Origin of the sequence: Falsihalocynthiibacter arcticus (assembly GCF_000812665.2) — a bacterium.
Lineage (GTDB): Bacteria > Pseudomonadota > Alphaproteobacteria > Rhodobacterales > Rhodobacteraceae > Falsihalocynthiibacter > Falsihalocynthiibacter arcticus.
In genome coordinates, this window is record NZ_CP014327.1 from 3,914,994 (window position 1) to 3,941,615 (window position 26,622).

27 protein-coding genes and 1 pseudogene are annotated in these 26,622 nt (G+C 52.5%); 8 read left to right on the forward strand and 20 right to left on the reverse strand.

What is annotated here, in order from left to right:
* Positions 1 to 39 precede the first annotated feature (39 nt).
* The 6 genes from RC74_RS19225 to RC74_RS19250 all read right to left on the reverse strand — a co-directional run bounded on the left by RC74_RS19225 (position 40) and on the right by RC74_RS19250 (position 5,271).
* On the reverse strand, positions 40 to 249 hold the full coding sequence (locus RC74_RS19225) for an FIG domain-containing protein (RefSeq protein ID WP_052275042.1): 210 nt from the start codon (positions 247 to 249) through the stop codon (positions 40 to 42).
* Entirely contained in the window at positions 246 to 1,019 is a 774-nt protein-coding gene (locus RC74_RS19230) for a DeoR/GlpR family DNA-binding transcription regulator (RefSeq protein ID WP_052275043.1), read from the reverse strand. The genes RC74_RS19225 and RC74_RS19230 overlap by 4 nt, the downstream gene beginning before the upstream one ends.
* Positions 1,020 to 1,042: 23 nt before the next feature.
* On the reverse strand, positions 1,043 to 2,104 hold the full coding sequence (locus RC74_RS19235) for an ABC transporter ATP-binding protein (protein WP_039003808.1): 1,062 nt from the start codon (positions 2,102 to 2,104) through the stop codon (positions 1,043 to 1,045).
* 22 nt (positions 2,105 to 2,126) lie between these two features.
* Positions 2,127 to 2,999: a carbohydrate ABC transporter permease gene (locus tag RC74_RS19240; protein ID WP_052275044.1), complete on the reverse strand. Its 873-nt coding sequence runs from the start codon at positions 2,997 to 2,999 to the stop codon at positions 2,127 to 2,129.
* On the reverse strand, positions 2,999 to 3,901 hold the full coding sequence (locus RC74_RS19245) for a carbohydrate ABC transporter permease (RefSeq protein WP_062628366.1): 903 nt from the start codon (positions 3,899 to 3,901) through the stop codon (positions 2,999 to 3,001). The genes RC74_RS19240 and RC74_RS19245 overlap by 1 nt, the downstream gene beginning before the upstream one ends.
* A gap of 62 nt (positions 3,902 to 3,963) precedes the next feature.
* A complete protein-coding gene (locus tag RC74_RS19250; RefSeq protein WP_062628367.1) occupies positions 3,964 to 5,271 on the reverse strand; it encodes an ABC transporter substrate-binding protein in 1,308 nt (435 codons plus the stop codon).
* A gap of 324 nt (positions 5,272 to 5,595) precedes the next feature.
* Here RC74_RS19250 and RC74_RS19255 point away from each other — a divergent pair, with 324 nt between their 5' ends.
* The gene (locus tag RC74_RS19255) at positions 5,596 to 6,366 is read left to right on the forward strand and encodes a phosphodiesterase (protein ID WP_052275045.1); all 771 of its coding nucleotides are present in this window, start codon (positions 5,596 to 5,598) and stop codon (positions 6,364 to 6,366) included.
* 70 nt (positions 6,367 to 6,436) lie between these two features.
* Here RC74_RS19255 and RC74_RS23810 read toward each other — a convergent pair whose 3' ends face one another.
* A complete protein-coding gene (locus RC74_RS23810) occupies positions 6,437 to 6,592 on the reverse strand; it encodes a DUF2218 domain-containing protein (RefSeq protein WP_082802367.1) in 156 nt (51 codons plus the stop codon).
* Between the two features lie 94 nt (positions 6,593 to 6,686).
* Between RC74_RS23810 and RC74_RS19260 the strand changes: the two genes are divergently transcribed.
* The 3 genes and pseudogenes from RC74_RS19260 to RC74_RS19270 form a co-directional block, all read left to right on the forward strand.
* Positions 6,687 to 7,037, forward strand: coding sequence for a LysR family transcriptional regulator (locus RC74_RS19260; protein WP_052275046.1), 351 nt, complete (start codon positions 6,687 to 6,689; stop codon positions 7,035 to 7,037).
* A 9-nt stretch (positions 7,038 to 7,046) separates the two neighbouring features.
* Positions 7,047 to 7,580, forward strand: a complete 534-nt coding sequence (locus RC74_RS19265; protein ID WP_062628368.1) for a substrate binding domain-containing protein — start codon at positions 7,047 to 7,049, stop codon at positions 7,578 to 7,580.
* 478 nt (positions 7,581 to 8,058) lie between these two features.
* Positions 8,059 to 8,495: pseudogene (locus RC74_RS19270) on the forward strand (IS5 family transposase); the annotation flags it as partial.
* A gap of 301 nt (positions 8,496 to 8,796) precedes the next feature.
* Here RC74_RS19270 and RC74_RS21955 read toward each other — a convergent pair.
* Positions 8,797 to 9,755 (reverse strand): IS630 family transposase gene (locus RC74_RS21955; protein WP_156477400.1). Its coding sequence is split into 2 segments (ribosomal slippage): positions 8,797 to 9,411 and positions 9,414 to 9,755, totalling 957 coding nucleotides; the frame shifts between segments, so codons are not numbered across the junction.
* 249 nt (positions 9,756 to 10,004) lie between these two features.
* On the opposite strand from RC74_RS21955, the gene RC74_RS19285 reads away from it, so the two are divergent.
* Positions 10,005 to 10,865 (forward strand): cytochrome c, encoded by an 861-nt coding sequence (locus tag RC74_RS19285; protein ID WP_236939988.1) that lies wholly within the window; start codon positions 10,005 to 10,007, stop codon positions 10,863 to 10,865.
* A gap of 85 nt (positions 10,866 to 10,950) precedes the next feature.
* On the opposite strand, the gene RC74_RS19290 is transcribed toward RC74_RS19285, so the two are convergent.
* From RC74_RS19290 to RC74_RS19340, 11 genes are all read right to left on the reverse strand, one after another.
* On the reverse strand, positions 10,951 to 11,205 hold the full coding sequence (locus tag RC74_RS19290) for a GlsB/YeaQ/YmgE family stress response membrane protein (RefSeq protein WP_039000618.1): 255 nt from the start codon (positions 11,203 to 11,205) through the stop codon (positions 10,951 to 10,953).
* 162 nt (positions 11,206 to 11,367) lie between these two features.
* Positions 11,368 to 11,742, reverse strand: coding sequence for a rhodanese-like domain-containing protein (locus RC74_RS19295; RefSeq protein WP_039000617.1), 375 nt, complete (start codon positions 11,740 to 11,742; stop codon positions 11,368 to 11,370).
* Between the two features lie 179 nt (positions 11,743 to 11,921).
* Entirely contained in the window at positions 11,922 to 12,695 is a 774-nt protein-coding gene (locus tag RC74_RS19300) for an L-iditol 2-dehydrogenase (RefSeq protein WP_039000616.1), read from the reverse strand.
* Positions 12,696 to 12,824: 129 nt separating this feature from the next.
* Positions 12,825 to 13,466, reverse strand: coding sequence for a TVP38/TMEM64 family protein (locus tag RC74_RS19305; RefSeq protein WP_156477529.1), 642 nt, complete (start codon positions 13,464 to 13,466; stop codon positions 12,825 to 12,827).
* A 1,333-nt stretch (positions 13,467 to 14,799) separates the two neighbouring features.
* A complete protein-coding gene (locus RC74_RS19310; protein WP_039000615.1) occupies positions 14,800 to 17,934 on the reverse strand; it encodes an efflux RND transporter permease subunit in 3,135 nt (1,044 codons plus the stop codon).
* Between the two features lie 3 nt (positions 17,935 to 17,937).
* The gene (locus RC74_RS19315; RefSeq protein WP_039000614.1) at positions 17,938 to 19,089 is read right to left on the reverse strand and encodes an efflux RND transporter periplasmic adaptor subunit; all 1,152 of its coding nucleotides are present in this window, start codon (positions 19,087 to 19,089) and stop codon (positions 17,938 to 17,940) included.
* Between the two features lie 182 nt (positions 19,090 to 19,271).
* On the reverse strand, positions 19,272 to 20,174 hold the full coding sequence (locus RC74_RS19320; RefSeq protein WP_039000613.1) for a DUF2950 family protein: 903 nt from the start codon (positions 20,172 to 20,174) through the stop codon (positions 19,272 to 19,274).
* Positions 20,175 to 20,354: 180 nt separating this feature from the next.
* Positions 20,355 to 20,726 carry a hypothetical protein gene (locus RC74_RS19325; protein WP_156477530.1) on the reverse strand — a complete coding sequence of 124 codons (372 nt, stop codon included), beginning with the start codon at positions 20,724 to 20,726 and terminating at the stop codon, positions 20,355 to 20,357.
* Positions 20,727 to 20,751: 25 nt separating this feature from the next.
* Entirely contained in the window at positions 20,752 to 21,519 is a 768-nt protein-coding gene (locus RC74_RS19330) for a DUF3300 domain-containing protein (RefSeq protein ID WP_062628370.1), read from the reverse strand.
* Positions 21,520 to 21,573: 54 nt separating this feature from the next.
* On the reverse strand, positions 21,574 to 22,035 hold the full coding sequence (locus RC74_RS19335) for a hypothetical protein (protein ID WP_039000611.1): 462 nt from the start codon (positions 22,033 to 22,035) through the stop codon (positions 21,574 to 21,576).
* A 2-nt stretch (positions 22,036 to 22,037) separates the two neighbouring features.
* A complete protein-coding gene (locus tag RC74_RS19340; RefSeq protein WP_039000610.1) occupies positions 22,038 to 22,310 on the reverse strand; it encodes a hypothetical protein in 273 nt (90 codons plus the stop codon).
* A 228-nt stretch (positions 22,311 to 22,538) separates the two neighbouring features.
* Here RC74_RS19340 and RC74_RS19345 point away from each other — a divergent pair, with 228 nt between their 5' ends.
* Both RC74_RS19345 and RC74_RS19350 read left to right on the forward strand, forming a co-directional pair.
* Complete coding sequence (locus RC74_RS19345) at positions 22,539 to 23,654, forward strand: AI-2E family transporter (RefSeq protein WP_052274634.1); 1,116 nt, start codon at positions 22,539 to 22,541, stop codon at positions 23,652 to 23,654.
* 12 nt (positions 23,655 to 23,666) lie between these two features.
* Entirely contained in the window at positions 23,667 to 24,002 is a 336-nt protein-coding gene (locus tag RC74_RS19350; protein ID WP_039000609.1) for a TfoX/Sxy family DNA transformation protein, read from the forward strand.
* Between the two features lie 214 nt (positions 24,003 to 24,216).
* Here RC74_RS19350 and ndk read toward each other — a convergent pair whose 3' ends face one another.
* Positions 24,217 to 24,639, reverse strand: a complete 423-nt coding sequence (ndk, locus tag RC74_RS19355) for a nucleoside-diphosphate kinase (protein ID WP_039000608.1) — start codon at positions 24,637 to 24,639, stop codon at positions 24,217 to 24,219.
* A gap of 127 nt (positions 24,640 to 24,766) precedes the next feature.
* Between ndk and RC74_RS19360 the strand changes: the two genes are divergently transcribed.
* Complete coding sequence (locus RC74_RS19360) at positions 24,767 to 26,620, forward strand: ABC-F family ATP-binding cassette domain-containing protein (protein WP_039000624.1); 1,854 nt, start codon at positions 24,767 to 24,769, stop codon at positions 26,618 to 26,620.
* Positions 26,621 to 26,622: the final 2 nt, after the last annotated feature.

Sequence of the window (26,622 nt, forward strand, 5' to 3'; positions counted from 1 at the left end):
CAGGTCTCGGGCATCATAATCGGTGACGCCAAACTTCTCTTACAGAATACTATGTTTTGGACAGGTTACATACGAAATGGTCTTCACGCTTTTCTCAGCCGTTTGCTCCGTTTCGGTCACAGGGCTGCTGTCTGCTTTGCCTTCAACATTCGAGGATGTTCGAAAATGGGATTTGGCAAACGGGCGTGCAGTTTCAGCCAGTCGCAGGGTGATTTTCGTGAAAGCTACCGAATTGGTATGTGCTTTCATGCCCCGCCACCCACCTTTGCCGTCAACAATAGCTGGTGTCCGTGCTCGAACTGATCTGCGATATCAGTTGGGGCGCCATCAGTGACCAGCACATCCACGTCTGACCAGTCGCAGACATGAATCAGGCCGGATTTTCCGAATTTACTGGAATCCATCATGAGGATCGTTTCATCCGCGCAGGCGATCATCGCGCGCTTGAACTCAACCTCGAAAAGATCAAAATCCTGACAACCGCCAGCGGTTCCTGCAACAACCGACATTATGAAATAACTTGGAGAAAAGCTTGAAAGGTAACTAATTGTGCCGGCTCCCGTCACGGTTCGGTCGGAACAACGCACCTCCCCTCCTGGCAAGATCACACGGTGCTGCCCCCCGCCAGCATTCAAAATCTGAACAATTTCCAAAGAGATCGTGAGGATTGTCATTGGCTCGCGCCTCGTCAGTTCCTCGGCGAAAAAACAGGCCGTCGTTGAGTTGTCTAACAGCAGCGTCGCCCCTTCACGGATGTGCTGAGCGGCGCGCGTGGCGATGGCAGCCTTTGCAGCCGAATTTTCTGATAGACGTCGATCAAAGGAGGCCTCTGCACGAGGCAGTGGAAGACGCACCCCTCCGTGGAACTTTTCGACGGAACCAGCTTCCGAAAGGGCCTTGAGGTCACGGCGGATCGTCTCGTCGGAGACTTCGAATTCATCGGCCAGATAGGAAATTGCAGCCTTTCCCCGCGCCCCGAGAAGCGCGAGAATCTGCTCCTGCCTATGGCTACGTACCATCTCTGCGCCTCCCCGACTTCAGTTCAATCATCAACCTTGATAGCCAGACCTGTGCTGCGATTGAAGAGCCGCAGACGATCAAGGTCAAAGTCCAGACCGACTTCGTCGCCTGCTGTAGGGGCCCCTGACACGGGGCTCTTTACAATCATCCGGTCCTGCCCCAACGCGACTTCAACTAGCGCTTCCGCACCAATCAGTTCCGTTCGTATGACGCGCGCATGAGCCATACCTGCGCGCGTGAGCGTCACCTCTTCGGGGCGCAACCCGATGAGAACATCAGAGGGAAGGTTATTGCCCAATCCCAATGCATCCGCGAAATTCTCATGACCGACTTTCCCGCTCCGTACTCGGCACGGGATCAACGCCATTTCAGGGCTGCCGATGAAGGTGGCCACAAAGGTGTTCGTGGGGTTCATATAGATATCCATCGGTGCGCCAACCTGTTGCAATGCCCCCTTAGATAGCATCGCGACACGCGTGCCTAAGGTCATCGCTTCGATTTGGTCGTGGGTTACATAGATGACCGTCAAGCCCAACTCCTGATGAAGCCGCTTTAACTCGGCCCGCATACGGCTGCGCAGCTTGGCATCAAGGTTCGACAATGGCTCATCAAAAAGAAACACCTTTGGTTTACGCACTAAGGCACGTCCGATTGCAACGCGCTGACGCTCACCTCCCGAAAGCTCCTTCGGGCGTCTGTCCAGCAGATCCGTGATACTTAGGATTTCGGCGGCTTCGCGGATTCGAGCGTCGATCTCAGACTTAGAGAGACGTGTGGTTTTCATCAGCCCAAATGCCATATTCCGATAGGCGGTCATATGCGGATAAAGTGCATAGCTTTGAAATACCATTGCAATATCGCGTTTTTGCGGCTGGGCGTCAGTGACGTCTTTTCCGTCAATAAAAAGCTGCCCAGAAGTGATGTCTTCCAGCCCTGCGATCATTCGTAAGGTTGTGGACTTACCACAGCCAGAAGGGCCAACCATAACCATGAATTCACGGTCTTCGATGGTTAGATTAATGTCGTGAACAGTTTTGCTGTCACCATAGGATTTGCTGATATTCGTCAGTTGGACGGTCGCCATTTTGGGTCTCCGGTAAGTGGCGTTATTTGACGCCGGTATGCATAAAGCTGTCGATGAAACGACGTTGAAAAACGATAAAGAGGAGCAACAACGGGGATACGACAATTGTTGTGCCTGCCATCAAACGTGGCCAGTCGGCCCCGCTATCCGCCTTAGCCAAAAGCCCTAAACCGATGGGGAGCGTGCGGATATCTTCGGAATTTGTGACCAAAAGCGGCCACATGTAATCGTTCCAGTGGGTCACGACCGAGATGATGCCAAAAGCAATTAAGGTCGGTTTCACCAGTGGTAAATAGACATGCCACAGTATTTCAAGATGATTGCAGCCATCTAATCGTGCTGCATCTGACAACTCGGACGGCACTTGTCGGAAGCTCTGCCGCATCATAAAGGTACCGTAGCCCGAGGCGATAAACGGGACGATCATCGCGGGGATTGTATTAATCAGCCCCATTTCCTTCAAAGTCACAAAATTAGTGAGGAATATCGCATAGATTGGAAACATCACTTGCAGCAGAAACAGCGTAAACAAAAGGTTTTTGAACGGAAATTTTAGCCGCGCAAAAGCATAACCCGCCAGCGTAATCGTGATCATTTGCCCCATCAGGATAGACCCTGTGACAATGATCGAATTGATCAAATAAGTCCCAAACGGCGCCACTGATAATGTGCTGGGATAGTTCGAGAAGTTTAGCTTTTTCGGCCAAAAACTGGCGGACTGGTCAAACACTTCTACATTGGTTTTAAGCGACGTCACAAGAATCCAGACCAGTGGGCTTACCCAAAGTAACGCCAAGGGCACCATGATCAAATGTAACCAGTTGTCTTGCACGCGGCGTTGCCAGTGGACCCGCCTGTGCGGTTCAGAAACCTGCGATTGGAATACAGTGAGCATTAGCGTTCTCCCAGATAGTGAACTCGGCGGCCCAGCGTCACAGCAACAAGGCCAATCAATCCCAAAACAAACACCAACAGCGCATTTGCCAGCGCCGAAGCATAGCCGATGTCCTGATATTGAAAGCCGTTTTGGTAAATGTAGTAGGTCAGCACATTGGTGCTATCCGCGGGCCCTCCCTGCGTCATCACATAGACGTAATCAAAAACCTGATAGCTGTGCAGCGTGCCGATGATGATGACGAAGTAAAGCGTCGGTGAAATAAGCGGTATCGTGATGTGCAGCAGGCGGTGCCACGCCCCTACCCCATCAAGTCGCGCCGCCTCATAAAGATCAGAAGGAACCAATTTCAAAGCAGCGAGCAAGATCAGCATGAAATAACCCGAATACTTCCAGATGCTCATAATCACGATCGCAGGCAGAGCCCATTTGCTATCATAAAGCCAGTCCAAACGGGGAAGACCAATGCTGGTGAGTGCCTCGTTTATCGGACCGTAACCTGGCGCATAGAGAAACACCCAAAGCATACCGGCAGCCACCGAAGGGATCATAACCGGATAGAAAAATACAGAGCGATAAATCGCCATGCCGCGCAATTTACTGTCCATCGCCACGGCCAACAGCAAGGCCGCTGCAATCGAAAGCGGAATGGTTGTCAGAGTATAGAACGCGGTATTGCCAAGCACCTTCCAAAATAGGCGATCGTCCAGAAGACGAAGATAGTTGTCCGCTCCAAGCCAATAGATTTCGGGATCCCCCAAAAGGACATCATGCAAACTAAACCAGATAGAACGCAGGATCGGCCAATAGGTAAAAGCCGCCAAAAACACGAGCGATGGCAGCAGCAGTGCATAGGCCAGCAACATCTCGTTTCGACGGGCACGATTGTAAAGAGTGGACATTGGAGCATCCTCGTAAAGAGAAGAAGGACGCAGGCCTGAAACCCGCGTCCTTCAATGGGGGCTTAACCTTTTTGGCGGCGCAACACGCGGGCGATCTCGCGATTAACATCGGCAGTCGCGTCCGTCAGTGCCGTTTCTGCCTTGATCTCACCTGCCAACGTGCGATCAATCGCGCTTTTCAAGGCATCACGAGCGCGCGAATAAGCTGGAACTTGAAGGAAGGCACCAGAGAACTTAGCTTGATCAAGCGCAACTTTTGCTTGTGGTACATCCACAAGATACTGCCGCATTTCGGGTTGCTCCCAAGAGGATTTACGCACAGCAAGATAGCCGGTTGCTTGGCTCCATGCGGCTTGGTTCTGGGTGTTGGTCATCCAGCGCGCAAAAGTCCACGCCGCTTCTTTTTTGGCGTCCGACTGGTTCTTGGCGATCATGATCGGGCCACCGCCTTGGGATGCGCCATACTGCTTTTTCTTAGGCATGAATGCCACGCCGACTTCAAACGGAGAGGATTTCCGCAGGTTGGTTAGCGAGCCAGTTGAGTGGTACAACATTGCGGTGGAACCCGCCATAAAGTCGTTGGCCGAGCCCTGCCATGTAGAGGCGGGAGCCATACACCCTGCGTCAACCATCGTCTTCCAGAATTGCAGCGCCTCGACCGCTTCGGGACGGTCCCACAGAACCTTGTCTTTTTCCCACGGCACCAGACCGTTTTGACGGCAATACCCCTCAAACATCCAATCATGCCAGCCACCGCCAATGATCACGCCCCAGCGCTTCAACTCGTCCCCATCACGGATGGTTAGGGCATTTGCAGTTTCCAGCAAATCATCCCAAGTTTCGGGTGCGTCCTCAATTCCGCGCTCCGCGAAGGCGTCTTTGTTGTAGTAAAGAACTGGCGTCGACGGCTGAAAGGACAGACCGTAAAGCCGATCGTCCGAAACGGCCGTGTCAAGAAAACCGCCAATAAAATCATCATAGATGTCGTCAGATTTGGCTTGCTCTGTGATATCCTCAAGCGCATCGAGTCCAAGGAACGTCTGCAATGAAGAGTTGATCGGCAACCACAAGGCAGGTGGCTCTCCGACGCCAAGGGATGTGATTACTTTTTGCTCTGTATTATCATAGGAGCCAGCATAGATCGCTTCAACTTCAATCCCGTCATGGGTTGCGTTGAAATCAGAGATCATATCCGAAATGATTGTATTGATGTCGCCAGACACCCCTACTGGATACATAAATTGAAGTTTTACCGTTTCGTTGGCGCGTGCAGGCGTCAAGACACCCGACATAGAGCTTACAAAAGGCGCAGCCAGCCCAGAGGCCAGCAGACGGCGACGCGTCAGGTTGGATTTTGTGGATTTCGTCACTTTACATATCTCCATGTGGATTTTCTATGATGATCCGTGCGCTCGACTTCGCTTCCAATAAAGTGAAATCAAGCAGTGACTGGGGGATTATACGCGGTTTGTCACAGTTCCATGAAAGCCGATCGCTTTATTGAAAGAAAAATCCACGCGTAAAGCAAAGGCAAGTTTTTGTGCCTTTTGTGGATTTAATGACCAACACTCCCACACACCCTGTCGAAACACGCCCTTTTTCAGAAATATTCCAGACGCAAATTCGTTATATGAATCGAATAGTGCTGTGCAGTATGCGACATGTGTTTCGCAAAGCTTTTAGGAGATCCAAAAATGTTGATTGCCCATGTGAGTGATTCCCATGTTCTTGCAAATGGCTGCAAAATTGCTGGGAAGTTTGACACTGGTGCAGCATTTGATCGCCTAATAGCCGACCTTGCACATCAACCCGTGCAACCAGATCTGATCCTGTTCTCAGGCGACTTGGGCGAGGATGCCACGAAGGAAGAATATGCCCACATAAGAGAAGGCTTGCGCATCCTCGGCATTCCAGTTCTGGCCGTGCCCGGCAACCACGATTCTCGTGCCCCGATGCTGGAGTCGTTATCAGAGATGCTGGGCGTGACGGAAAGCGGGCATCTATGCGTTTGCAATACAGAATTCGAGGTCGCGATCATCGGCCTTGATACGCTTGTCGAAGGCGCGCCACATGGTAAACTTTGCGCTGACCGTCTGGCATGGCTTGAATCTGCGCTGAAGCATTGCAAAGACCGCGAGGTGATAATTTTCATGCACCATCCGCCAATGGCCACCGGATTGGATGACATGGATTCGATGGGGCTGCTCGAAGGAAAAGAGGCCTTTTCCCGCCTTGTCGCTCAGCATGGCAAGGTACAAGGAATTCTTTGTGGCCACATGCACCGCGCGATCCAAGGCGAATGTGGCGGTGCGCCGGTCCGCATCTCCCCCTCCGCATCGCATCAGATTGCATTCGACTTGCGAAAAGGCACACCATACGCATTTTCAAGCGAACCACCTCAATACATGATCCATATTGCGTTCTCTGGTGAACCGCTAATCAGCCATGTAGTATCAATCCCTTAAAAGCCAAGTATCTTCTGCACTGAGTGAGATACCCAGCGCATGTAAAGAAAAACGTAGGCCCCCTGCCTAATTAGCTCAATATGGTCAAAGTCCCAGCCGAACCTGAACCAACAGGTCCGGACTTGGGGTCAAACTGCACCTCGATCTTGTGTCCGAAATGCTTGCAGAGTTGTTGCAAGTACCCGCTGGCTCGTTCGGATGTAAATTTTGCGTTGCTTGTAAACACTTCTGTCTCCTGTGAGTTGAAAACAGAAATAGACAAGAACCGCCTTTGTGATTATCCCAATTGTTAAGAAATTACTTTTTCAGGAATTAGAAAGATGATCGAAGATTACCGCAGCCTCGCCGTTTTTGTCGCTATCGCCGATACGGGTAGTCTGAGCGCGGCTGGACGGCGACTGAAGCTATCTACATCTGTCATCAGTCATCACCTGTCCCGATTAGAAGAACGTCAGGGAGTGACGCTATTTTTTCGCTCGACGCGGTCCATGTCTTTGACCCCAGAAGGCCAAATTGCGCTTGATCCCGCCCGCAGAATGGTGGCCGCAGGAGAAGAGGCCCTTGATGCGATCCATGCCGATAACGAGGAACCAGTCGGGTCGCTTCATGTGGCGATGCCAGCCTTCGGCGAACAAAGCAAACTGCACCAAGCACTATGGGGATTTGCATAGAAGCACCCGATGGTCGCGATATCCCTACAGTGCAGTGACATGCCGACCGATCTGGTAAAGGACGGGTTTGATCTTGCTATCCGGCTGGGCACATTGCGCAGTAGCAGCCTGAAAAGTCGCCGAATAGCCGATTTTAAGCGCCTACTCGTTGCCTCACCGGATTATTTGTCAGCGCGCCCCCCCATTGCGACGCCGCAGGACCTTGAAGCGCGTGATTTCATAGCCGTCACGCAAATTCCATCCATGATGACGTTGGAACGCAAAGACCAAATAGTGAGCATTGCCCCGGCAAATATGCGCATTGAGGTGAACACCGTAAATGCTGCCAAGGCTGCGGTGCTGGCCGGTCTTGGTATCTGGCACCTGCCCCGAAGCGTGATAGAGCACGAGATCGTCCGTGGGGAGTTGGTCCATATCCTGCCGGGCTGGAGCCTACCCACGTTAGGCATCTACGCCGTTTGGCCAGACATCGGCCCACAAAAGGCCCTGACCCGTCGCCTGATTGATCACTTTATCGCGCACCGTTCAGATCTGATGTTGTGAAATACCTACGCCAAACTTTTCCCCATCGCTTGTCAGATTCAGAGAGGCTCAGGAGGGCTTTGCCTCGCCCAGCCAAACCGCTAACTTTTTTTCTTGATCGCAGCAATTCGCTTGAACGCACCGTATTGGCGCAGCCGCAGCTAATAACTAAAGTCCGCATCGAAGTCCTAGGCCCAAGGAGTTGAAAATGCCCGCTTCACGTCTTTTGGGGACTTCTCGCATGAGCAATAAAGCCGCCCCCCCTTAATTCTCTATATTTTCGCACTAATATTGTTCGACCAAAGCCATTCAACGCCGTTGATCACAGTCAGTGCAATCTTGCCAACACTCTTTTCGGGCTTCGCCTAAAAAAACGCGGCGCATTTCCTGCACGAGGGCAACTGCGTCATAAGCGCCTTGCGCTAGGCTCAGGACCTATTAAGTGAGTTGCGCATTATTGGTGTATCTGATTCACAAAGCTGAGTCAGATGGAGTTTTTATGAGCAATCTTTATTGGTTAACGGAAGCGCAAATGGTCCGCCTTCAGCCCTATTTTCCAAAAGCAAGAGGACGAGCGCGAGTTGACGATAGGCGGATTTTGAGTGGTATTATTTTCATAAATTGCAATGGTATGATGCGCCTGCGGCTTATGGCCATACCAAGACACTATACAATAGGTGGAAGCGTTGGAGTGATATGGGTTTTTTTTCACCAACATTATGGCTGGTTTAGCTTCTGAGGCACCTGACAACACGACGACCTCAATTGATGCGACCTACCTCAAGGCTCACCGTACGGCTTCAAGCCTACGGATGAAAAAGGGGGACTGCTCGCCTAATCGGGCTCACAAAGGGTGGAATGAACACCAAATTACATGCAATCCCTGACACCAAAGGTCGCCCAATTCATTTCATTATAACCGCAGGTCAACCCTCTCAGCGATGCCCTAACCTATTCATCTCCGCAATCGCACTCGCTGCTACAGTCCTATTTTGATAATGAGGCCTGAGACTAGCCATTGCAAGCATGAAGGCCCGTATGTTTGGCCTCCTCATGCAACAGACGGCAACCGTTTGAGCAATGGTGAGGACCAGTAAACTCATAAGGACAGCGCGATCCGCTATGGACAGGCGACTCATGACTTCATCAGCTTAGTGTCGCGGTGGCGTCTCATCCAATCATGGACGTCTTCGCTATCATAGAAAACAACTCGGGCGCCCCTTAAAGCATCGAGCTTTTAACTTGATCCGTATCCCGCCTCACAAAAGAAGTTCCAGCATTCGTCTGGCGTGAAGAGATTGCAAATTTTGGCGAGGGCATCGAACATCTGGTCAAATGTTCTGGCTCCGATCCTTCGAAGGTGGGCTTTGAGTTTTGAGAAGGCCATTTCAATGGGGTTGAGATCGGGTGAGTACGGCGGCAGGTAGAGGAACCAGCACCCGACTTCCCGCAAGGCTTCTGCAGCCGCCTTGTTGTAATGGGTGGCAAGGTTGTCGCAAATGACGACAGTGCCTGGTCGCAGTTCCGGGGCAAGGACATTGCGGACGTAGACTTCAAACGCCTCACCATCCATCGCCCCCTTGATGACCCATGGTGCAATCAGGTTATCTTGCGTCAGGCCTGCAATGAACGTCTGAGTGCCCCACGCCCCAAACGGTGCGTCCATTTCCAGACGCTTTCCGCATAGACTGCGCCCACGTAGTCGGGTCAGATTGGTTTTTACTGACGTCTCGTCTATGAAGACGAGCCGTTCAGGATGCGCTTGCATTGCCGGAATACGGTACCGGAACCAGTCCCGACGACGCAGCTTCACATGGGCGCGGAGCCGCTCGGTGGCCACCAGTGACTTTTTTTGTACGTGTAACCAAGTTTGCGCAGGAACCGTCCGATAGATGCAGAATGGGCAACAACACCCGTGGCGGCCTTCAGCGCTCCGGCCAGTTCTGGCAGTGTGATGTCACCATCCTGCGCGACCAACTCTACAAGAAACTCACGGTGGAGCGCGAGCTTTCCGTGTCCTTTTGGTCGCCCTTGGACATCCGGTGTGGCATTGCCTCGCTCACGGATTCTGCGAAGCCAGCGAACGCCCGTGGCCGCCGAAACCTTCAAACGCGCCGCCGCCGCACGACCGCTCAACCCTTCCTCAATGTACTCTTGAAACCGCGCCCGAAGCGCCATCGGTAATGCTGCTGACATGATCCATCCTCCCAACCAGAGTGAATCACAAAACTGAACTCAACGGAATCCTATCGATTCAATATTTAAGCTCGACGCTTTAACGCCGTTGGCCCGCTTCCGTCCCCCCCAACTATGCCCGAAGTTTTAGTGCGCTCGAATTGCTTTAACCTCTTGATCAATTTCAGAGCCCCTTCGAATCAAAGTCTTTGAGAGAATCAGATTTTCGGTTATGTTGTCCAATGCACTGTGACAATGGAGGCCACTTCAATGATCAGATTAGAACCCTATAAAATTCATTCTACTGTCCATATGGCAGCAGCTATTGTGGCTTTCACCACGGGGGCGGCTTTTGCAGAACCCTCGCTGGAGCGGGGCACGTATTTGGTTGAAGGCCCGTCTGCTTGCGGCAATTGCCATACGCCCCAAGGGCCCGACGGACCGCTTCCCGATATGGCGCTTGCTGGGATGCTCGTTGATAAAAACGAAAACTTCACTGCCATCGCACCGAATATTACACCTGGGGGGCGTGTTGGAGATTGGTCGGATATCGAGTTGGCCAAGGCCATTCGTGAAGGCATTCGCCCCGATGGGAGCGTGATTGGGCCACCAATGCCTATGGGGCTCTATCGTGGTTTATCCGATGATGATCTCATGAGCATTATCCTGTATCTGCGTCAGGTGCCCGCTGTTGATAACGACCCTGGAGTGAGTGAGTACAATATTCCGCTCCCTCCCGCCTATGGGCCGCCTATTGAATCTGTAGCCGCAATCCCGCAGGGCAAGACTGTCGAATACGGCGCGTATCTTGCTGGCCCGATCGCGCATTGCGTTGAGTGCCATACAACATTTGGTCCGCAAGGGCCGATGTTTGAGACCCATCTCGGGGCTGGTGGGTTTGCCTTCCATGGGCCGTGGGGCACATCGATTGCGGCCAATATCACTCCGACAGGCCTCAGAAAGTATAATGATGCCGAGTTGGGCACAATAATTCGGAATGGGCAACGGCCGGACGGCAGCCAAATGATGCCACCAATGCCCTATCCCTATTTTGCCAATATGACGGATGACGATTTGGCAGCGATTATTCTATACTTGCGCGCAATGCCGCCACTACCCGACGGCGAGTAAAAAGTGCTAAGCGCTTGAACAGAAAAGCAGTTTTCTGTTCAAGCCTAGCCTGAGAAATCACCGATTAAACGGTGCGTGTTTCGCATTAGGCGCGTTTAACCAAACCTATAACGAAGAGCAGGATAACGGACCCAATGGTCGCGTAAATGATCGAAGCTATGAACCCGCCGCCAACCGAAACCCCAAGTGCGGGAAAGATCATTCCAGCCAAAAACGCGCCGACAACACCCACAATTATGTTACCAACAACCCCAAAACCGCGCCCCTTCATAATTCGTCCAGACAACCAGCCAGCGAGAGCGCCGACCAGTAACATGACGATAATACTTTCAAACTGCATAATTATTCCCCTTACCATAACCCAAATTCGACCAAATATGCGTGCTCTCGCCATGTGGGAGAATTCTACCTCCCACGGGGCCACAGACACGCCCGTCGCCACAAAGTAGTCAGACCGATTGGGGGGACCCTGCGCCCCCCAATCGGTTCACACATTCATCGTCTAGCCTTCGACGGGGCCGCCAGCGTCTTTCCATGCTGAAAAACCGCCAACGTTTGAAACATTATTATAGCCCATATCCTTCAGCGTCTTGCCACTGAGTGCGGCCTGTCCACCGGCGCCACATACAAGCACGATATCGGCGTCTTTTTTGAGGGCAGGATTGTGGAACGCATGAGAGCCGTCGGCCAGAAATTCGATCATCCCGCGCTTAACCATTTCCGCTCCGGCGATTGTGCCTGACGCCGCGATATCGGCGCTGTCACGCACATCGACAAATACAGAATTGCCAGCTCTGTGCTTTGCAATTCCTTCTTCGACAGTGATTTTTGGGACGACTGCATTTGCTTCGTCTAGATAGTCCTGTGCGGTTTTCATTCTTAAAATCCTTTTATTTTGTGTGGGGTCTCACACGTTCTCGGGTATCAAGTTAGTCGACCCTTCGAATAATATAAGATGCTGACCTTCATCATTCCAGAGTTCAAGGGGTAAACGCCCGCTGCGAGATGGACTGGCGGCAAGGCGCCTCGTTTTCACGCGCATCTAGCGCATGGATTTCAACTCATCCATTGACCGCCATCGACGTTGTAGGTTTGCGAAACAATATAATCGGCATCGGAAGACGCCAAGAACACCGCCATTCCCGCCAAATCTGCGGGCACAGCAAAGCGCCCCGCCGGAACACTGGCAGCCACCTCAGCTTTTTTCTGGCCCAGCGGTTTGCCTTCAAGCTTGGCGAACATCGCGTCGACGTGTTCCCAATGCTCACCGTCCACAACCCCCGGCGCAATGGCGTTAACGTTGATCCCATCCTTGATAAGATCAAGCCCCGCTGATTGCGTTAGCGAAATCACTGCCGCCTTGGTTGAACAATAGACCGCGACAAGTGGCTCGCCCCGCCGCCCCGCCTGTGACGCCATGTTGATGATCTTGCCACCGTGCCCCTGTTTGACCATTTGACGCGCGGCCGCTTTCATCGTAAACAACGTGCCCGCGACGTTCACCGCATAAAGCTTTTCATAACTTGCCCGCGTGATATTCACCGTGCGCGCCGCATCAAAAAGCGCCGCGTTATTCACAAGAATATCCAGCTTCCCTGCCCGCGAGACCACAGCCTCAATCGCCGCATCGATGCTGCTCTGCTGGGTCACGTCAATTTCGACCGCATAGGCTGCGGGCCCAAGATTGGCCGCGGCCTGCGCGGCCGCCTCCAAGTTGATATCGGCAATGGCGACGGTTGCGCCTTCAGCAAGATACGCCTTGGCAAAGCCAAGCCCCAGCCCCCGCGCCGCCCCTGTGATCATGGCGGATTTTCCCACTAGTCGGTTCATATCATTCAGCTTTCCTATGGGGCGCGTAATGCTGTTTCGGGGGTAAACTTAGCAGAAGTTCCGCTCAATAGTAGTGGTAATTTATCGGTGTATCGCAAAGGGCAGACGTGTCATTTTTCCACTACCTCGCTAAATCCATTCCCTCGACTTTGCGAAGCTGTGCCCCAGAATGACGACAAAAATACCCGTGGCCGAGACAATCAAAAGTATAGGCCAATCCATTGTTTTCATTTGTGAGCCTAAATATGTCGACATTATCGTCATTGGGAGAATTCCCACAGCACTGGTCCAAACGAAGGTCCAAACACGAACACCTGTGAGGCCTGCGGCATAGTTCACAAGGTTAAAGGAGATCACCGGAATAAAGCGACTGATGAGCAAGGTAAACGTGCCCTGATCCTGCGCCCAGCGATCTAGCGTGTTAGCTTGGCTAGGCGACAACCACGCGTGGACAACATCCCGCCCCAGCAGTCGAGAAAGATAAAAAGCCAGCAAGCCCCCCAACATCGCCCCAGCCCAAACCAGCGCACTACCAACAAGTGTTCCGTAGACGGCTCCAGCGCAAATGGCCAAAATCTCGGCGGGAAAAGGGATGAAGCTGTGCAGTATCATCAGACCGATAATCGCAAACGGTCCCCAAGCACCAAGACCACGCAGCCAAATTGTCAATTCTTCGGGTGATGGAAGGTTCAAACCAACAAAATACACCAGCAGCGCGCATAGAAAAGCGGTGGCCAAGATCACAAGAATGAGGGTGGTTTTCCTAGACAAAGGGATGAGAGTCTCCAAAGCGGCCCCCAAAAGAGAGGTATCGTCCTATTACTAGCAAATTAACAAAATAGCACGACACGATAAACTCTCTCTGCGCGAAAAATTCTCAGCCGGAGCCAGCGCGAATTTGCGCCACCCTGCGTCAATCATCTAACCACTCAGGTTCGGCGCTCGCTTTGGCAGAAACATATGGTTCACAGCTGACCAGTGGTTTCCCAAAACGAGTACCTTCCATCCAGGGGTCTCCCAATGAAGAATGTCCTCTTCGGAAAAACACGGAAATGCCCCCTTAAGCATCTGGCAGCGAGCACTGCTTGAAATTTGACGCACTTATGTGGCGGGTTTCACACCAATATCTTTCCGCCGTCTAAGTTGATCATTTCAATAAAAAATTATCTGTTCCCCAGCATCCAGTGTTCCAACAGAACCAACGTTTGCGCAGCTATAATAATTAAGGACGAAGTTGGATGCGAAGGCTATTCTTACACGCAGGGCTGCCCAAAATAGCACCGACAAGCAATCAAGGTTTCTTGGTACGAAGCGCATCATCCGCTCGGAAATCTCTTTCGCCACTCTCCATGAGAAAATGCGGAGCCCTTTTCAGGCTTCGACGTGTTGCCAACAATTTCCCTACGCAGACAGGACCATTGAATAGATGCCGCACTTAAAAAAACAAGAAAAACGGCGGCGAAGTTATTGACCGCACAGAATACTTAAAAGCGCGTCAAAGTTGGTCCGATTACAATGATAAACTTTCGCAATGGGCGCGCATGTTTGGTGCGGACAATATTGGGGTTGCGTTTTTTGACATAGGCAACGGGCACCTAACCGTTGTGAAAATGTCTTTTGACGAAATTGGAATTAACTTTAGCGATGATTAGGTACTCTTTGGCGACCACAACGGAAGCCTTTCTTAGCGGGATGCCAACCAAGCGTCGTATCGGCCCTAAATTCACCCTCTATTTCATTTTTCTGGGACAGAAAAAACTGACCCTGCGAAGTGGAAAAATATTTAGCTCCGGGGAAAGGTTGAAATTATATTAGGATGCCGCGGCCTCAAACGCCAAAGTTGTACGGGATTATTTAGGACGCGAAGGCGGTGTGTTGTTCCAAATGCACCACCGAGCCTCGATGCTGAATGGGATGCATACACCGGATTGACAATGGAGATAGCAGCCAAAATTGGTAGTTTCCTTGCCGACAGATTGTACGCGCGAGCGCCCTAATGGCGAAAAGCATACCCATTTCGCATCAAGACGTCGACTTAAAGCTAGCGGCGGGCATAAGTGTAATATTTGCCCGCCCTCTTGATGTATTGAAAGCGGGCAAAGGTTTAGCTGTCCGTTTGCTTGGCGCCTTTTGTCGTTAACCCCTTGAACCACTCACGCAGACTTTGCAGGACAACAAACAACACTGGCACGAGTATAACCCCAAGAACTGTCGCCAAAAGCATCCCGCCAAATACCGCAATCCCGATGGCTTGCTGGCTCGCCGCTCCGGCACCACTGGCAACAACAAGCGGAACGACTCCTAAAAGAAACGACAAGGCCGTCATCATAACTGCGCGGAACCGTTTTGATGTGGCCTCAACTGCGGCTTCGCGGATCGTCATGCCATTGTGCCGTTGCACGATCGCGAACTCCACGATTAAAATCGCGTTTTTGGAGGCGAGTCCGATCAACATAATCATCCCGATTTGGGTATACAGGTTGACGTCCCCTCCTGTGAATTGAACCGCCAACAAGGCCCCAAACAGCGCCACAGTCACCGACAGAAGGATGCCAACCGGCAGACTCCAACTCTCATATTGTGCAACGAGAAACAGATAGCCAAAGACAATCGCCAAGATCAAAATAACCACGACCAAACCACCCGCGTCGAGCTGTTGTTGCGCAATACCCGTCCACTCGTGGGAATACCCCGGTGGCAGCGCATTCACCGCCTCTTCTTGCAGCACGCGGATCGCATCGCCCGTAGAAAGCCCTTCAGCGGGGATTGCGGTCACAGTTGCGGAGCGGAACATATTATAGCGATTGAGCGCCACAGGGCCGAGCTCATTAGATATGGTAATCAGCGCACCCATCGGAACCATCGCGCCCGTTTGCGACCGCACATATAGAGCGTCAAGATCCTCGACCTTGTTGCGATACTCGCCTTCCGCTTGGATCATCACCCGATAAACCCGCCCGAACAGATTGAAATCATTCACATAGAACGACCCCATATAGGCCTGAAGCGTGGAGAAAACATCTGCAACCGAAACCCCGAGGGATTTTGCTTTTTCACGGTCCAAATCCACATAGACCTTCGGAACATTGGCGCGGAAGGTCGTATAGGCCTGTGCAATTTCGGGACGTTGATTGGCGGCATAAACGAGGGAGCCAAGGGCCGCAGATAGTTCTTGGGTCGTCCCGCCCCCCGTTTGCTGCACCTTCATTTCGACACCGGCACTCATGCCAAGACCAGAAATCGCTGGCGGATTGAACGCAATAATACTAGCGCCAATTTCCTGACTGGCGAGGGCTTGAATTTCGCTCAAAACGCCGTTCGCGCTGAGGGCTTCTGTCGTGCGGTCATTCCACGACTCCAAATTGGTCACAATCATCGCGCCGTTCGATCCACCGCCATTCAACAGGCTGAATCCGTTCACGTTTACTGTTGACGAAACTCCGGGGATTTCCCGTATTTTCGCGTCGAAACGTTCCGTAACGGCTTCTGTGCGCTCAAGCGATGCTGCGTCCGGAAGTTGAATATCAACAAACAAATAGCCGTTGTCTTCGATGGGAAGGAACCCTGCAGGCAGGGATTTGAGCAAACCACCAGAGCCAAAAATAACCGCCGCAACGATTGCGAGGCCGATCAACGGAACACGTACAAGGCGGCTTACGATGCCCACGTACCCACCGCGTACAAACCCGATGCCCTTGTCAAAAAGGGCAAGAACGCCTTTTGAAGGGCCGTCGCGTTTTTTCAAAATGATCGAACATAAAGCCGGCGAAAGTGTGAGCGCATTGATCGAGGAGATCACCACAGCCACGGAAATCGTCGTCGCGAACTGTGAATACAAACGCCCCGTAATGCCCGGCATAAACGTCACGGGCACGAAAACCGCGAGCAAAACGAGGGTCGTCGCAATAATGGGTCCTGTGATTTGCCCCATGGCCTTGCGGGTGGCGTCAGGGGCACTCAGGCCCTCCTTTTCCATAATGGATTCAACGGCTTCGACCACGATGATTGCATCATCAACCACAATCCCGATGGCGAGCACCAAGGCAAAAAGCGAAATCGTATTCAGCGACATGCCAAACATGAGCATAAACGCAAAGGCGCCAATCAAGGAGACGGGGATCGCAATCGCCGGAATAAGCGTCGCGCGCGCACTGCCCAAAAAGAAAAACACAACAGCCATAACGATGACGAATGTTTGCATCAGTGTCGTTAAAACGTCATCCAAAGATTGCTGTACAAATCGTGTAGAATCAAAGGGAACGTCGTAGACGATGTCGTCAGGAAACGCTTGAGCAAGCCGCTCAAGCTCTGCGGAAACTCCCTCCGCAACCTTCAGCGAATTGGCCCCTGGCGCTTGGTAAATTGCCAAAACGGTTGAGGCTTGGCCCGAATACAGGCCCGATGCGCTGTAATATCCCGCGCCTAATTCCACGCGCGCCACGTCTTTCATCAAGACAATACTGCCCGCCTCGCCCGTGCGCAGAACAATATTTTCAAACTCTTGAACCGTCGTGAGGCGCCCTCTGGACACGATGGTGTATTGGAATTGTTGGCCCGTTGGGACAGGGCTTGAACCGATTTGTCCGGCGGATACTTCGAGATTTTGCTCACGAATTGCCGCAATGAGATCACTGGGCGCAATGCCAAGGCTGGCCATGCGATTTGGATCCATCCACATGCGCATCGCATACTCGAAATTGGTCATGATGGTGGCTTCGCCCACCCCGCTCACCCGCGCCAAGGCGTCCCGAAGGTTGATCGCCGCATAGTTCGACAGGAACACCTCGTCGTAAGTCCCATTTGGCGACAGAAGTGTCACCAAAAGCAACATATTGGTCGAGGCTTTCTGCGTAACCACCCCCGAATTTGTAACTTCGGCGGGCAACGAAGACATGGCCTGTGCAACACGATTTTGCACATTGACGGCTGCAAGATCGGGGTCGGTTCCAACTTTGAAGGTGACCGAGAGCGAATACGAGCCTGTGTCCGTACTGTCGGATGACATATAAATCATGTCATCCACGCCGTTCACTTGGGCCTCAATAACCGCCGCAACCGTGCTTTCGACGGTTTCCGCATTTGCGCCTGTGTAATTGGTGCTCACCTTGACTACTGGCGGGGTAATGGAGGGGTATTGCTCAACCGGAAGGGCGAAATACCCGATGACGCCCATGATGGTTAACACCAAGGAAATAACGATCGCCATTTTGGGGCGTGCGACGAAAATAGAAGAAAACACGCTTTAGTTCCCTTCTGCGGAGGTTGCACTGCCCGCGAGTATGGCATTGACTTCAACCCCTGGGCGCACGCGCTGTAGGCCCTCGATAATGACGGCTTCACCTTCGACAAGACCGTCGTCGACGACAACCGAAACCCCGTCTTGACGACCTAAAGTCACGTAACGTTGCTCGACGGTTTGCTCGGCCCCAACCACCAATACAAAATCGCCGCGCTGATCGCGCTGAACGGCGGCTTGGGGGATAAGGAGTGCATCGGTTGGCGCGTTATCTTCGATACGTAAACTGACAAAAGATCCATCAAAAATCAGGCCATTATCATTGGGAAATTCGACATCCAAACTCACCGTTCCGGTTTCGGGATCAATCCGATTGTCGGCAAAAACGATGTGGCCAACCTCCTCAAGCTGCGTCCCATTTGGCAGGGAAACAAATACATCCAGCGCCTTTGACCCATTGGCAAGGTTTTCGAGGGAAGCATCATGGACCTGTAAAAAATTCACCAACTGCTTTTCGGTCAGCGAGAACTCGACGTAAATTGGTGCGGTGCGAATGAGGGTGACCAAGGGCGCCGTCGTCGGGCCAACCAATTCGCCCACACTTGGGTTCGCGCGGCCAATCCGCCCATCAAAAGGCGCGGCAACACTGGTATAACTCAGGTCAAGTTCTGCCAACTGAATCGTCGCATCCGCGATTTCTATATTGGCTTCGGCGACCTGAAAATTTGCCTGCGCGATATCACGATCAGCGACGGTGCCAGACTCCCGCCGCAACAATTCCGATTTCCGATCAAGTTCGATTTGCGCCAGTTTAAGTTGGGCAACGGCAGAGGCCTTATCCGCTTTGCGCGCGGCAAGGTTTGCAGCATAGGTAGCAGGTTCAATCTTAAACAGGACTTCGCCTTTTTTGACATCTGCGCCGTTTTTAACCAATAAATCCTGCAGAAATCCACTAACGCGCGCGACAATATCAACCTTATCAATCGCTTTGCCACGCCCGATAAAGGTCGCTTCCAAAACCAACCCCTCGGTATGCGCTACGGCAATCGAAACCATCGGCGCGGAGGGCGCGTCTTGGGCAACGCTGACCTGTGATGACGCAAAAAGTGCGGCCCCAAAAGTGATTGCTTGGAAAAACGATTGGCCTGTGAGTTTCATGCGTACCCTACCCCATGAGTTCAATTTTATTTCCCCACGAAGTGTGAGAAAGAATTTTTAGGCACGTCACCGTACCTGTCGAAAATTTGTAAAGGAGCCCCACGCTATTTTGTGGCGACTCCTGAAGTTTTTGTCTCTAAAGCAGCCAAAAGTTTATAGAAGCATTGAGGCTTTTAGACAGATTATTCCACAGGACTCCAGGCGGTGTCCGGATTATAGGTCAGAATTTCAAGGGCGACATCAAGGCTGTTTTCGCCCAAATCCGCCGCAAGGACGCGCCCGTTTTCCGAGACGATGAAGCTGTGAATACCGGTTTCATTATAGGTCGCAGGGACCGCTAAAAGCGCGTGGCCGGCGATCATGTTGCCACCGACGATATAGTCAAGCGCCCCTCCCGGAGCGGACGCGCCCTGCCCCTGAAGCACACGATAATAATAGCCGCCGAATGGCTCGGCTTCTTGATCAGATTCGCCATCCGAAAAGCCATCTAACGATGCCAATGCGATGCGTTCGCCAAGCGGGCTGTCTTCGCCAGCCCAAACCAACCCGTCCCGCGCGCCGTCGCTTGAGAGAATGGATGCGGCAAATTCCATCACCCCATCCGCGTCGTGATCAATGAGGCGATAGGCCGATTGAAGCTCGACATAGGCTTCAATCATATCGATCGTTTCAAGTTCATTCAGGCCAATGCGACGGTAGAACACTTCGTCGCGCCCCGCCTCAATATCAAAGGCCCACGCCGTGTCCGTTTTGGCCAGTGGGATCGGAAACGGCCAAGCCTCGGCTCCTAAAAGCAACATCACACGGTTTTCTTCGTCAAGTTGGAAGCGGTACCCCTCTTGGATCATCGCTTCGATTTCGGCGCGGTTTTCAGCATCTTCTTGGGCATCGCCAGACATTAAAACGTCAATCGCATCGGTGCCAAAAACCTCAAGCACAGCATCGCGATCCCCGAGAGCCGCGGAAAAGGCCTCAAATGCGTCTTGGGGCGTGGCAAATGTTGCTGGACCTTCTGCGGCCAAGGACGGGAGAGTTGACGCCACAAGGGCGAGGCCCGACAGGCCAATTTTCATGTTGTTTTTCATACTCTTATCTCCTTCTTCCACCGCTTGCGGCCTTGCCACGGGCTTTTCCCGATTTTGCGCTATGAGAAGACGGGCGTTTTTTCATCGCTGTATTCTTCTTCGCTGCGGGCTTGGCCCTCGGTTTTTTGGCCGCCTTTGGCCTTTGTATCGCCGCCTTGTTTGCTCCGCCTGCTTTCGCCTTTACACTTTCTCTCGAGGGGGGGCACCTGTTCTGTTTACGGCAGCCTTTCTATTTGCGGTTCCAACTTTTGCGGCCCCAGTGGGCGCTTTGGATTTGGCAACGGCATCGCGCGGATTTTGAACTTTTGAGATGTCTTTCGTGCCAGTGGACTTGGCGAGGTTGGCGCGCATGTCGTCGCCCCGATTGGGCGTTTTTGCTGGCAGGGTTGTGGCGCCATTTGGGCCGCGTTTATCGGAAATTTTCTTCTGGGCGTCTTTCTTGCGGTCCTCGTCTGGCTGCCAACCACCGGCATTATTTATGCGGTTCCGATCGCCGTTATTGTTACCGATTTTGTTGCCATTGTTATTGCCGATTTTGTTGCCAATGTTCACGTTTCCATCAACGTCAATATCAATATTAGGGCTCCGATAAATCGGCCCCCCCCCAGCCACCGCAATTACGACACCCCCAATAATTGTTCCAAGGGTCGTTATTGTCGAAAATAGAATCCAGAATCAAAGCGGATCCAAACCCGATCAAGGCGGCGGTCATGACGTCGTTTGAGTTGTTGCTTTCCTGCACATAAACAACATTGGAATCATATTGAGGCACATAGACAACTTCTGGGTTCGTGGGCTGAATGACGATGGCTTCTTCGCCGCTCGCCCCTTTCGTAACCTCAACTGTTTGCTCGTCCCCTGACACCAAAACACCGCTGGCATTCGCCACTTCGCGGCGATTTTGCACCGCGGCCATGACGTCGTCACTTTGGGCCAGCATTGCCGTGCCTATGGTATCCGTCCAGTCGACATGCTCGGCCATATCGGCCAAAACATCTGGGAAGGCCGTCGCCAAAACGGCAACGCTTTCGTCCCAGCCTTGCGCATCAATGGTTTCCTTCAACGCTTCAGGTTCGACACCTTCGTTGTCTTTAATCAGCCGATCCGCCTTCATCACATCAAGCGGGAACGTCGCCGCAACCAATATTTGGATCAACAATGTGTCTGGATACAGCGCTACGGGGCCAACGAGTGTTTGTAGCTCTTCAGCGGTTAAGAGCGCTTCTTCTGTTGCCGCAACCTCGGTCGTTTCCGTGGTCTCCGTTGCAGTGGTTTGAGCCACAGCAACGGTCGGTAAAAACAAAACTGACCCTAAAATCGCAGCTTTGAGAGTTAAATGTTTCATTTGTTAATTCCTTTACCTCTAAACTTTGGCTCCTTGAAGCCACAGATTAGGACCCTATTTTTTCAGCGCCTTTAACAAGGCTGCAACAACACCATTGAGTAAACCCGGCGCAAACATGGCGAATGGATCGCGCGCCATAGAGCGCACACTTTGCGCGAGGAGTTTTGCTTCTTGGGTCGCATCTTGAATTTCTGCTTCCAAATCTTCAAGAGCCAAATCCCGCACTTCGGCAACGCTTGCGACGTCGGCATCTGCGTTTTGGTTATTGGCAATAGACACAAAGAGGCCCGCCACGAGGAAATTGGCAAACGCCACGATCAGGGCCGCCATTGGCTTTGACACATGGGTCGCCAGCTCAAAATACGCGGCGCCATTTAGCATGACTATGCCAAGACCCGCGGCAATCCCTGCCATCACCATCATCACGGTTTGACGCCGCAAAACCGCCATGCGCCGTTGCGCCATCAGGCGCTCAGCACGTAAAATGATTGTTATATTCCTGCTAATACGGCTCATAATTACCCCCGATGCCCAGAACGTCCGAACAGATAGCCGACGAAAAATATTCCCAATGCAGTCAGGACTGGCTTGCGGTGCGGCAGTGTTTCGAGGTCTTCCAGTGCTTGGTGGAACAGCCCCGCAAACTCGCCCTCTTCAAACAACCCAGACGCGTCGGCTTGGGTTGCTGCGGTATCCGTTTGAACGTCCTCTTGCGAGGTCACGTTCTTGATTTCGCTTAACGCCTTTCGAAGTTGAGCCAGCTCCGCCTCGAGTTCCGCTTTCGTCGCCATAGCTTGTGCTCCTGTTCATTTTCTTGATTCCGTAGCCATCCTGCGAGCCACAATTATGCGAAAAAACTGCACGCGTTTTTCCGTAACAATGCCCCCTAGCCAATTACAATCGTTAAATAAATTTCATTCAATCCCCCGTGCATAAAAGAGTTTAACATCGCCCCCTCTAAAGTATAGGATTATTTCGAAGAATGGATTCTTTACGCGTCATAAAAAAGGGGAAGACGATTGGACACTGACCGCCCAAGCAACACTCGTTTCACCCGATCAAACGCGCAACAATGGATACCTGTCGTTGTTTTGACGGCTATCGTTACATTTCTTTACTTGGATGTCGCACGTCCGTTTTTGGTCTCTCTCATCATGGCAGCAATTGTCGCCGAAATGTCGGAACCTTTGTATAATTTTGTGCTGAGACATCTGGGAAATCGGCGCGGCCCCGCGACCGTCGTGACACTGCTCGTATTACTTGCGTCGATCATTACCCCGCTGATCGGCGTCGCGTTTATGGCAGCCGAGCAAGCCTCGTCTCTCACGACGGGGGCTGTGGGTCTCTATCAAACCATTGCAAAGAATCCGCCGCATTTTGAGATTCCCGACTGGGTTCCCTTTCAAAGCGACCTTGAAGATGCTTTGCCCCAAATTCGTGCGAAAATTCAGGAATTGGTTGTAACTTTCGCAACGTATTTCGCCAGCGTTTTAGGAGCGCTTACAAAAGGAACCGCCTTCTTTTTTCTGCACCTTTTTGTGTTTATTTACTCCATGTTTTATTTCCTCCAAATGAAAACCTCCATTATTTCGCAGGTTTTGGCGTATTCAACCCTCCCCCTCCCCCTCCAAGCTGCGCTCAACGAACGAATTATTTCCGTCAGCCGCGCAACCCTGAAAGGCACGCTTTTAATTGGCATCGCCCAAGGGGCCCTCGGTGGCCTAGGCTTCTGGGTTGCCGGAATTAGTGCGCCCGTTTTCTGGGCCGTTGTGATGGCAATTGTCTCCATCATTCCTGCGCTCGGCCCGACCGCAGTTGTGCTCACGGGGGCGATATATTTGGGTGTTGAGGGGGAAACGGGTCCGGCCATTGCGCTCGGGCTATGGGCGGTCCTTGTTGTCGGGACGATTGATAATTTCCTGCGTCCGATCCTTGTTGGGCGGGACGCGCAAATCCACAACATTCAGATTTTGATCGGAACTTTGGGCGGGCTGGTGGCATTTGGCGCGGTTGGCCTTGTCTTAGGGCCGGTTTTGGCGGGGCTTTTCACAACCGTTTGGCAAACCATCCGCGACATGGCCCCTGACGCAAACACTGAGGCAGTGTCGCGCCCCCTCTCCGTCACCAACGATTAACGGAACATTTAAGTGTCACAGAACGAACCCGTTTCAGTCATTCGCAATATTGGGCCAGCTTCGGTCGACCTTTTTGCGCGCGCCGGAATTCACTCCGCCGAGCAGGTGCGCGAGCTTGGACCGGATGCGACCTATCGCAAACTCGTCACGGCAGGCACGCGTCCGCATTTCATTGGCTATTACGCTCTGGTGATGGGCCTTCAGGGCCGCCCGTGGAACGACTGTAAAGGTGCCGAGAAAGAAGCGCTTAGGGTGCGGTTCGATCAGATAAAAAATAGCACACAGGCCGCGCCATTGGCCGGGATCGAAAAAATTCTCGACGAAATCGGGGTCCGCGCAAAGAAATAGACGCCCGCGCATTTTCAAGCGCAATCAGCTTGTTGATCTAGGCCTCAATCAACCGCCGTGGCTAAATCGGACGTTTGCATTGAATATCGTTTCACCTCAGCGCTTAATCAGACTTCGCCAAAGGTTAATCCAGCGTTTCTGCCCCTGTTCCCTAAAACGCAAAAAGCCCGCACCAGTTAAGGCGCGGGCTTTCCTTTGGTAAACCTAAAAAGGCTTAGCCAACCAATTCAAGGCCAGAGAAGAAGAACGCGATTTCTTCTGCTGCTGTTTCTGGAGCGTCGGAACCGTGAACCGAGTTTTCGCCGATTGAAAGTGCGAATTCTTTGCGGATTGTGCCGGCTGCTGCGTCTGCTGGGTTAGTTGCGCCCATAACTTCGCGGTTTTTCGCGATTGCGTCTTCGCCTTCAAGAACTTGAACAACAATTGGCTCGGAGATCATGAATTCACAAAGTTCGCCAAAGAAAGGACGCTCGGAGTGCACGCCATAGAATGTTTCTGCTTGAGCAAGTGTCATTTGAATGCGCTTGGATGCAACGATGCGCAGGCCAGATTCTTCGAATTTTGCTGCGATTGCGCCTGTAAGGTTGCGTTTTGTAGCGTCTGGTTTGATGATCGAGAAAGTGCGTTGAACAGCCATGATGGGCTCCTATCGGGTTGGACAATCAGGCAAAAGCCCGCGAAAATATCGCCGCTCTGCTAGCATGCCCTTGCTCGGTTGAAAAGCGGCGATTGACCGCGCCCTCACAATGGGGCAAACCCCGCCCATGTTGAAAATTTCTGATATATCTTATTCGGTCAATGGCCGCCCGCTCCTGCAGAACACATCTGTTACGATTCCTGATGGCCACAAAGTTGGCATCGTCGGTCGTAATGGCACGGGGAAGACGACTCTTTTCCGCCTCATCTGGGGCGAATTGGTGTTGGAAACCGGTTCCATCACGATGCCCAAAGGCGCGCGCATGGGCGGTATTTCACAGGAAGTGCCGTCAAACGAAGTGTCCTTGATTGATACCGTTTTGGCTGCCGATACCGAACGCGCCTCCTTGATGGCGGAAGCCGATACCGCCACCGACCCCCACCGGATTGCCGAAGTGCAGACCCGTCTAACCGACATTGACGCATGGAGTGCCGAAGCCCGCGCAGCCCAGATTCTTAAGGGTCTTGGCTTTGATTCCGAGGCCCAGAAACGCCCCTGTTCGGATTTCTCGGGCGGTTGGCGGATGCGGGTCGCTCTTGCTGCCGTGCTGTTTTCAAAACCCGATTTATTGCTCCTCGATGAGCCGACAAACTACCTCGATCTTGAGGGCGCTTTGTGGCTTGAGAACTATTTGGGCAAATATCCGCATACCGTTTTGATCGTGTCGCACGACCGTGGGTTGCTCAATCGGGCGGTTGGTTCGATCCTGCATCTTGAAGACAAGAAACTGACATTCTATCAGGTGCCATACGACAAATTCGCCGAACAACGCGCCGCTAAATTGGCCGCTGCGGCCTCCGAATCTAAGAAGCAAGACGCCCGCCGCGCCCACCTTCAGAGCTTTGTTGACCGCTTTAAGGCCAAAGCTTCTAAAGCGACTCAGGCCCAAAGCCGCGTAAAAATGCTCGCAAAAATGACGCCAATCAGCACACCGAGCGAATCCGCGCTCAAACGGTTCTCGTTTCCTGCGCCAGAAGAGTTATCACCACCGATTATTAATATGGAAAGCGCAAGCGTGGGCTATGGCGACAAGGTGATCCTCAAAGGCCTCGACCTGCGGATTGACCAAGACGACCGCATCGCGCTGCTTGGGAAAAACGGCGAAGGGAAATCGACCCTGTCGAAACTGCTTTCAGGCCGTTTGGAAACCATGAGTGGTCGGATGAATTCGCACAATAAGCTGCGGATCGGGTATTTTGCCCAGCACCAAGTCGACGAACTCCATGTGGATGAAAATCCGCTCGACCACTTGCGCCGTGTGCGCCCCAAAGAATTGCCCGCCCGTCACCGTGCGCGGCTCGCAGGCTTCGGCCTTGGCGCAGATCAGGCTGACACCCTTGTAGGTCGACTTTCTGGCGGCCAAAAAGCGCGGCTTTCGCTCCTCTTGGCAACAATCGACGCACCGCACCTCCTCATCCTCGATGAGCCAACCAACCACCTTGATATCGAAAGCCGCGAAGCGCTCGTTGAGGCGCTCACCGCCTATACAGGGGCCGTTATTTTGGTGTCGCACGACATGCACCTCCTCTCGCTGGTCGCGGATCGGTTGTGGCTTGTAAAAGATGGCACCGTGCATCCGTTCGAGGACGATCTGGAAGCCTATCGCAAGTTGCTACTCACGAGCGATGCCCCAAAAAAGGCACGCAGCCCAAAAGTTGCAGCCAAGAGCAAACGTCCAACTGGGGATCAGATGAAAGCCCTGCGCGCCGACGTGAAAGTTTGTGAACAAAGAGTCGCAAAACTCAACGATATGGGTGATCGTCTTGCCAAGAAACTTGCCGATCCGTCTATCTATGAAGAAGGCAAATCCGGCGAAGCCGAGGTTTGGCAAAAGAAATACGGCGAAGTACGTGACGCGACGGATCGTGCCGAAGCCATGTGGATGAAATCGCTAGAAAGGCTTGAAAAAGCAGAAGGTTAAGT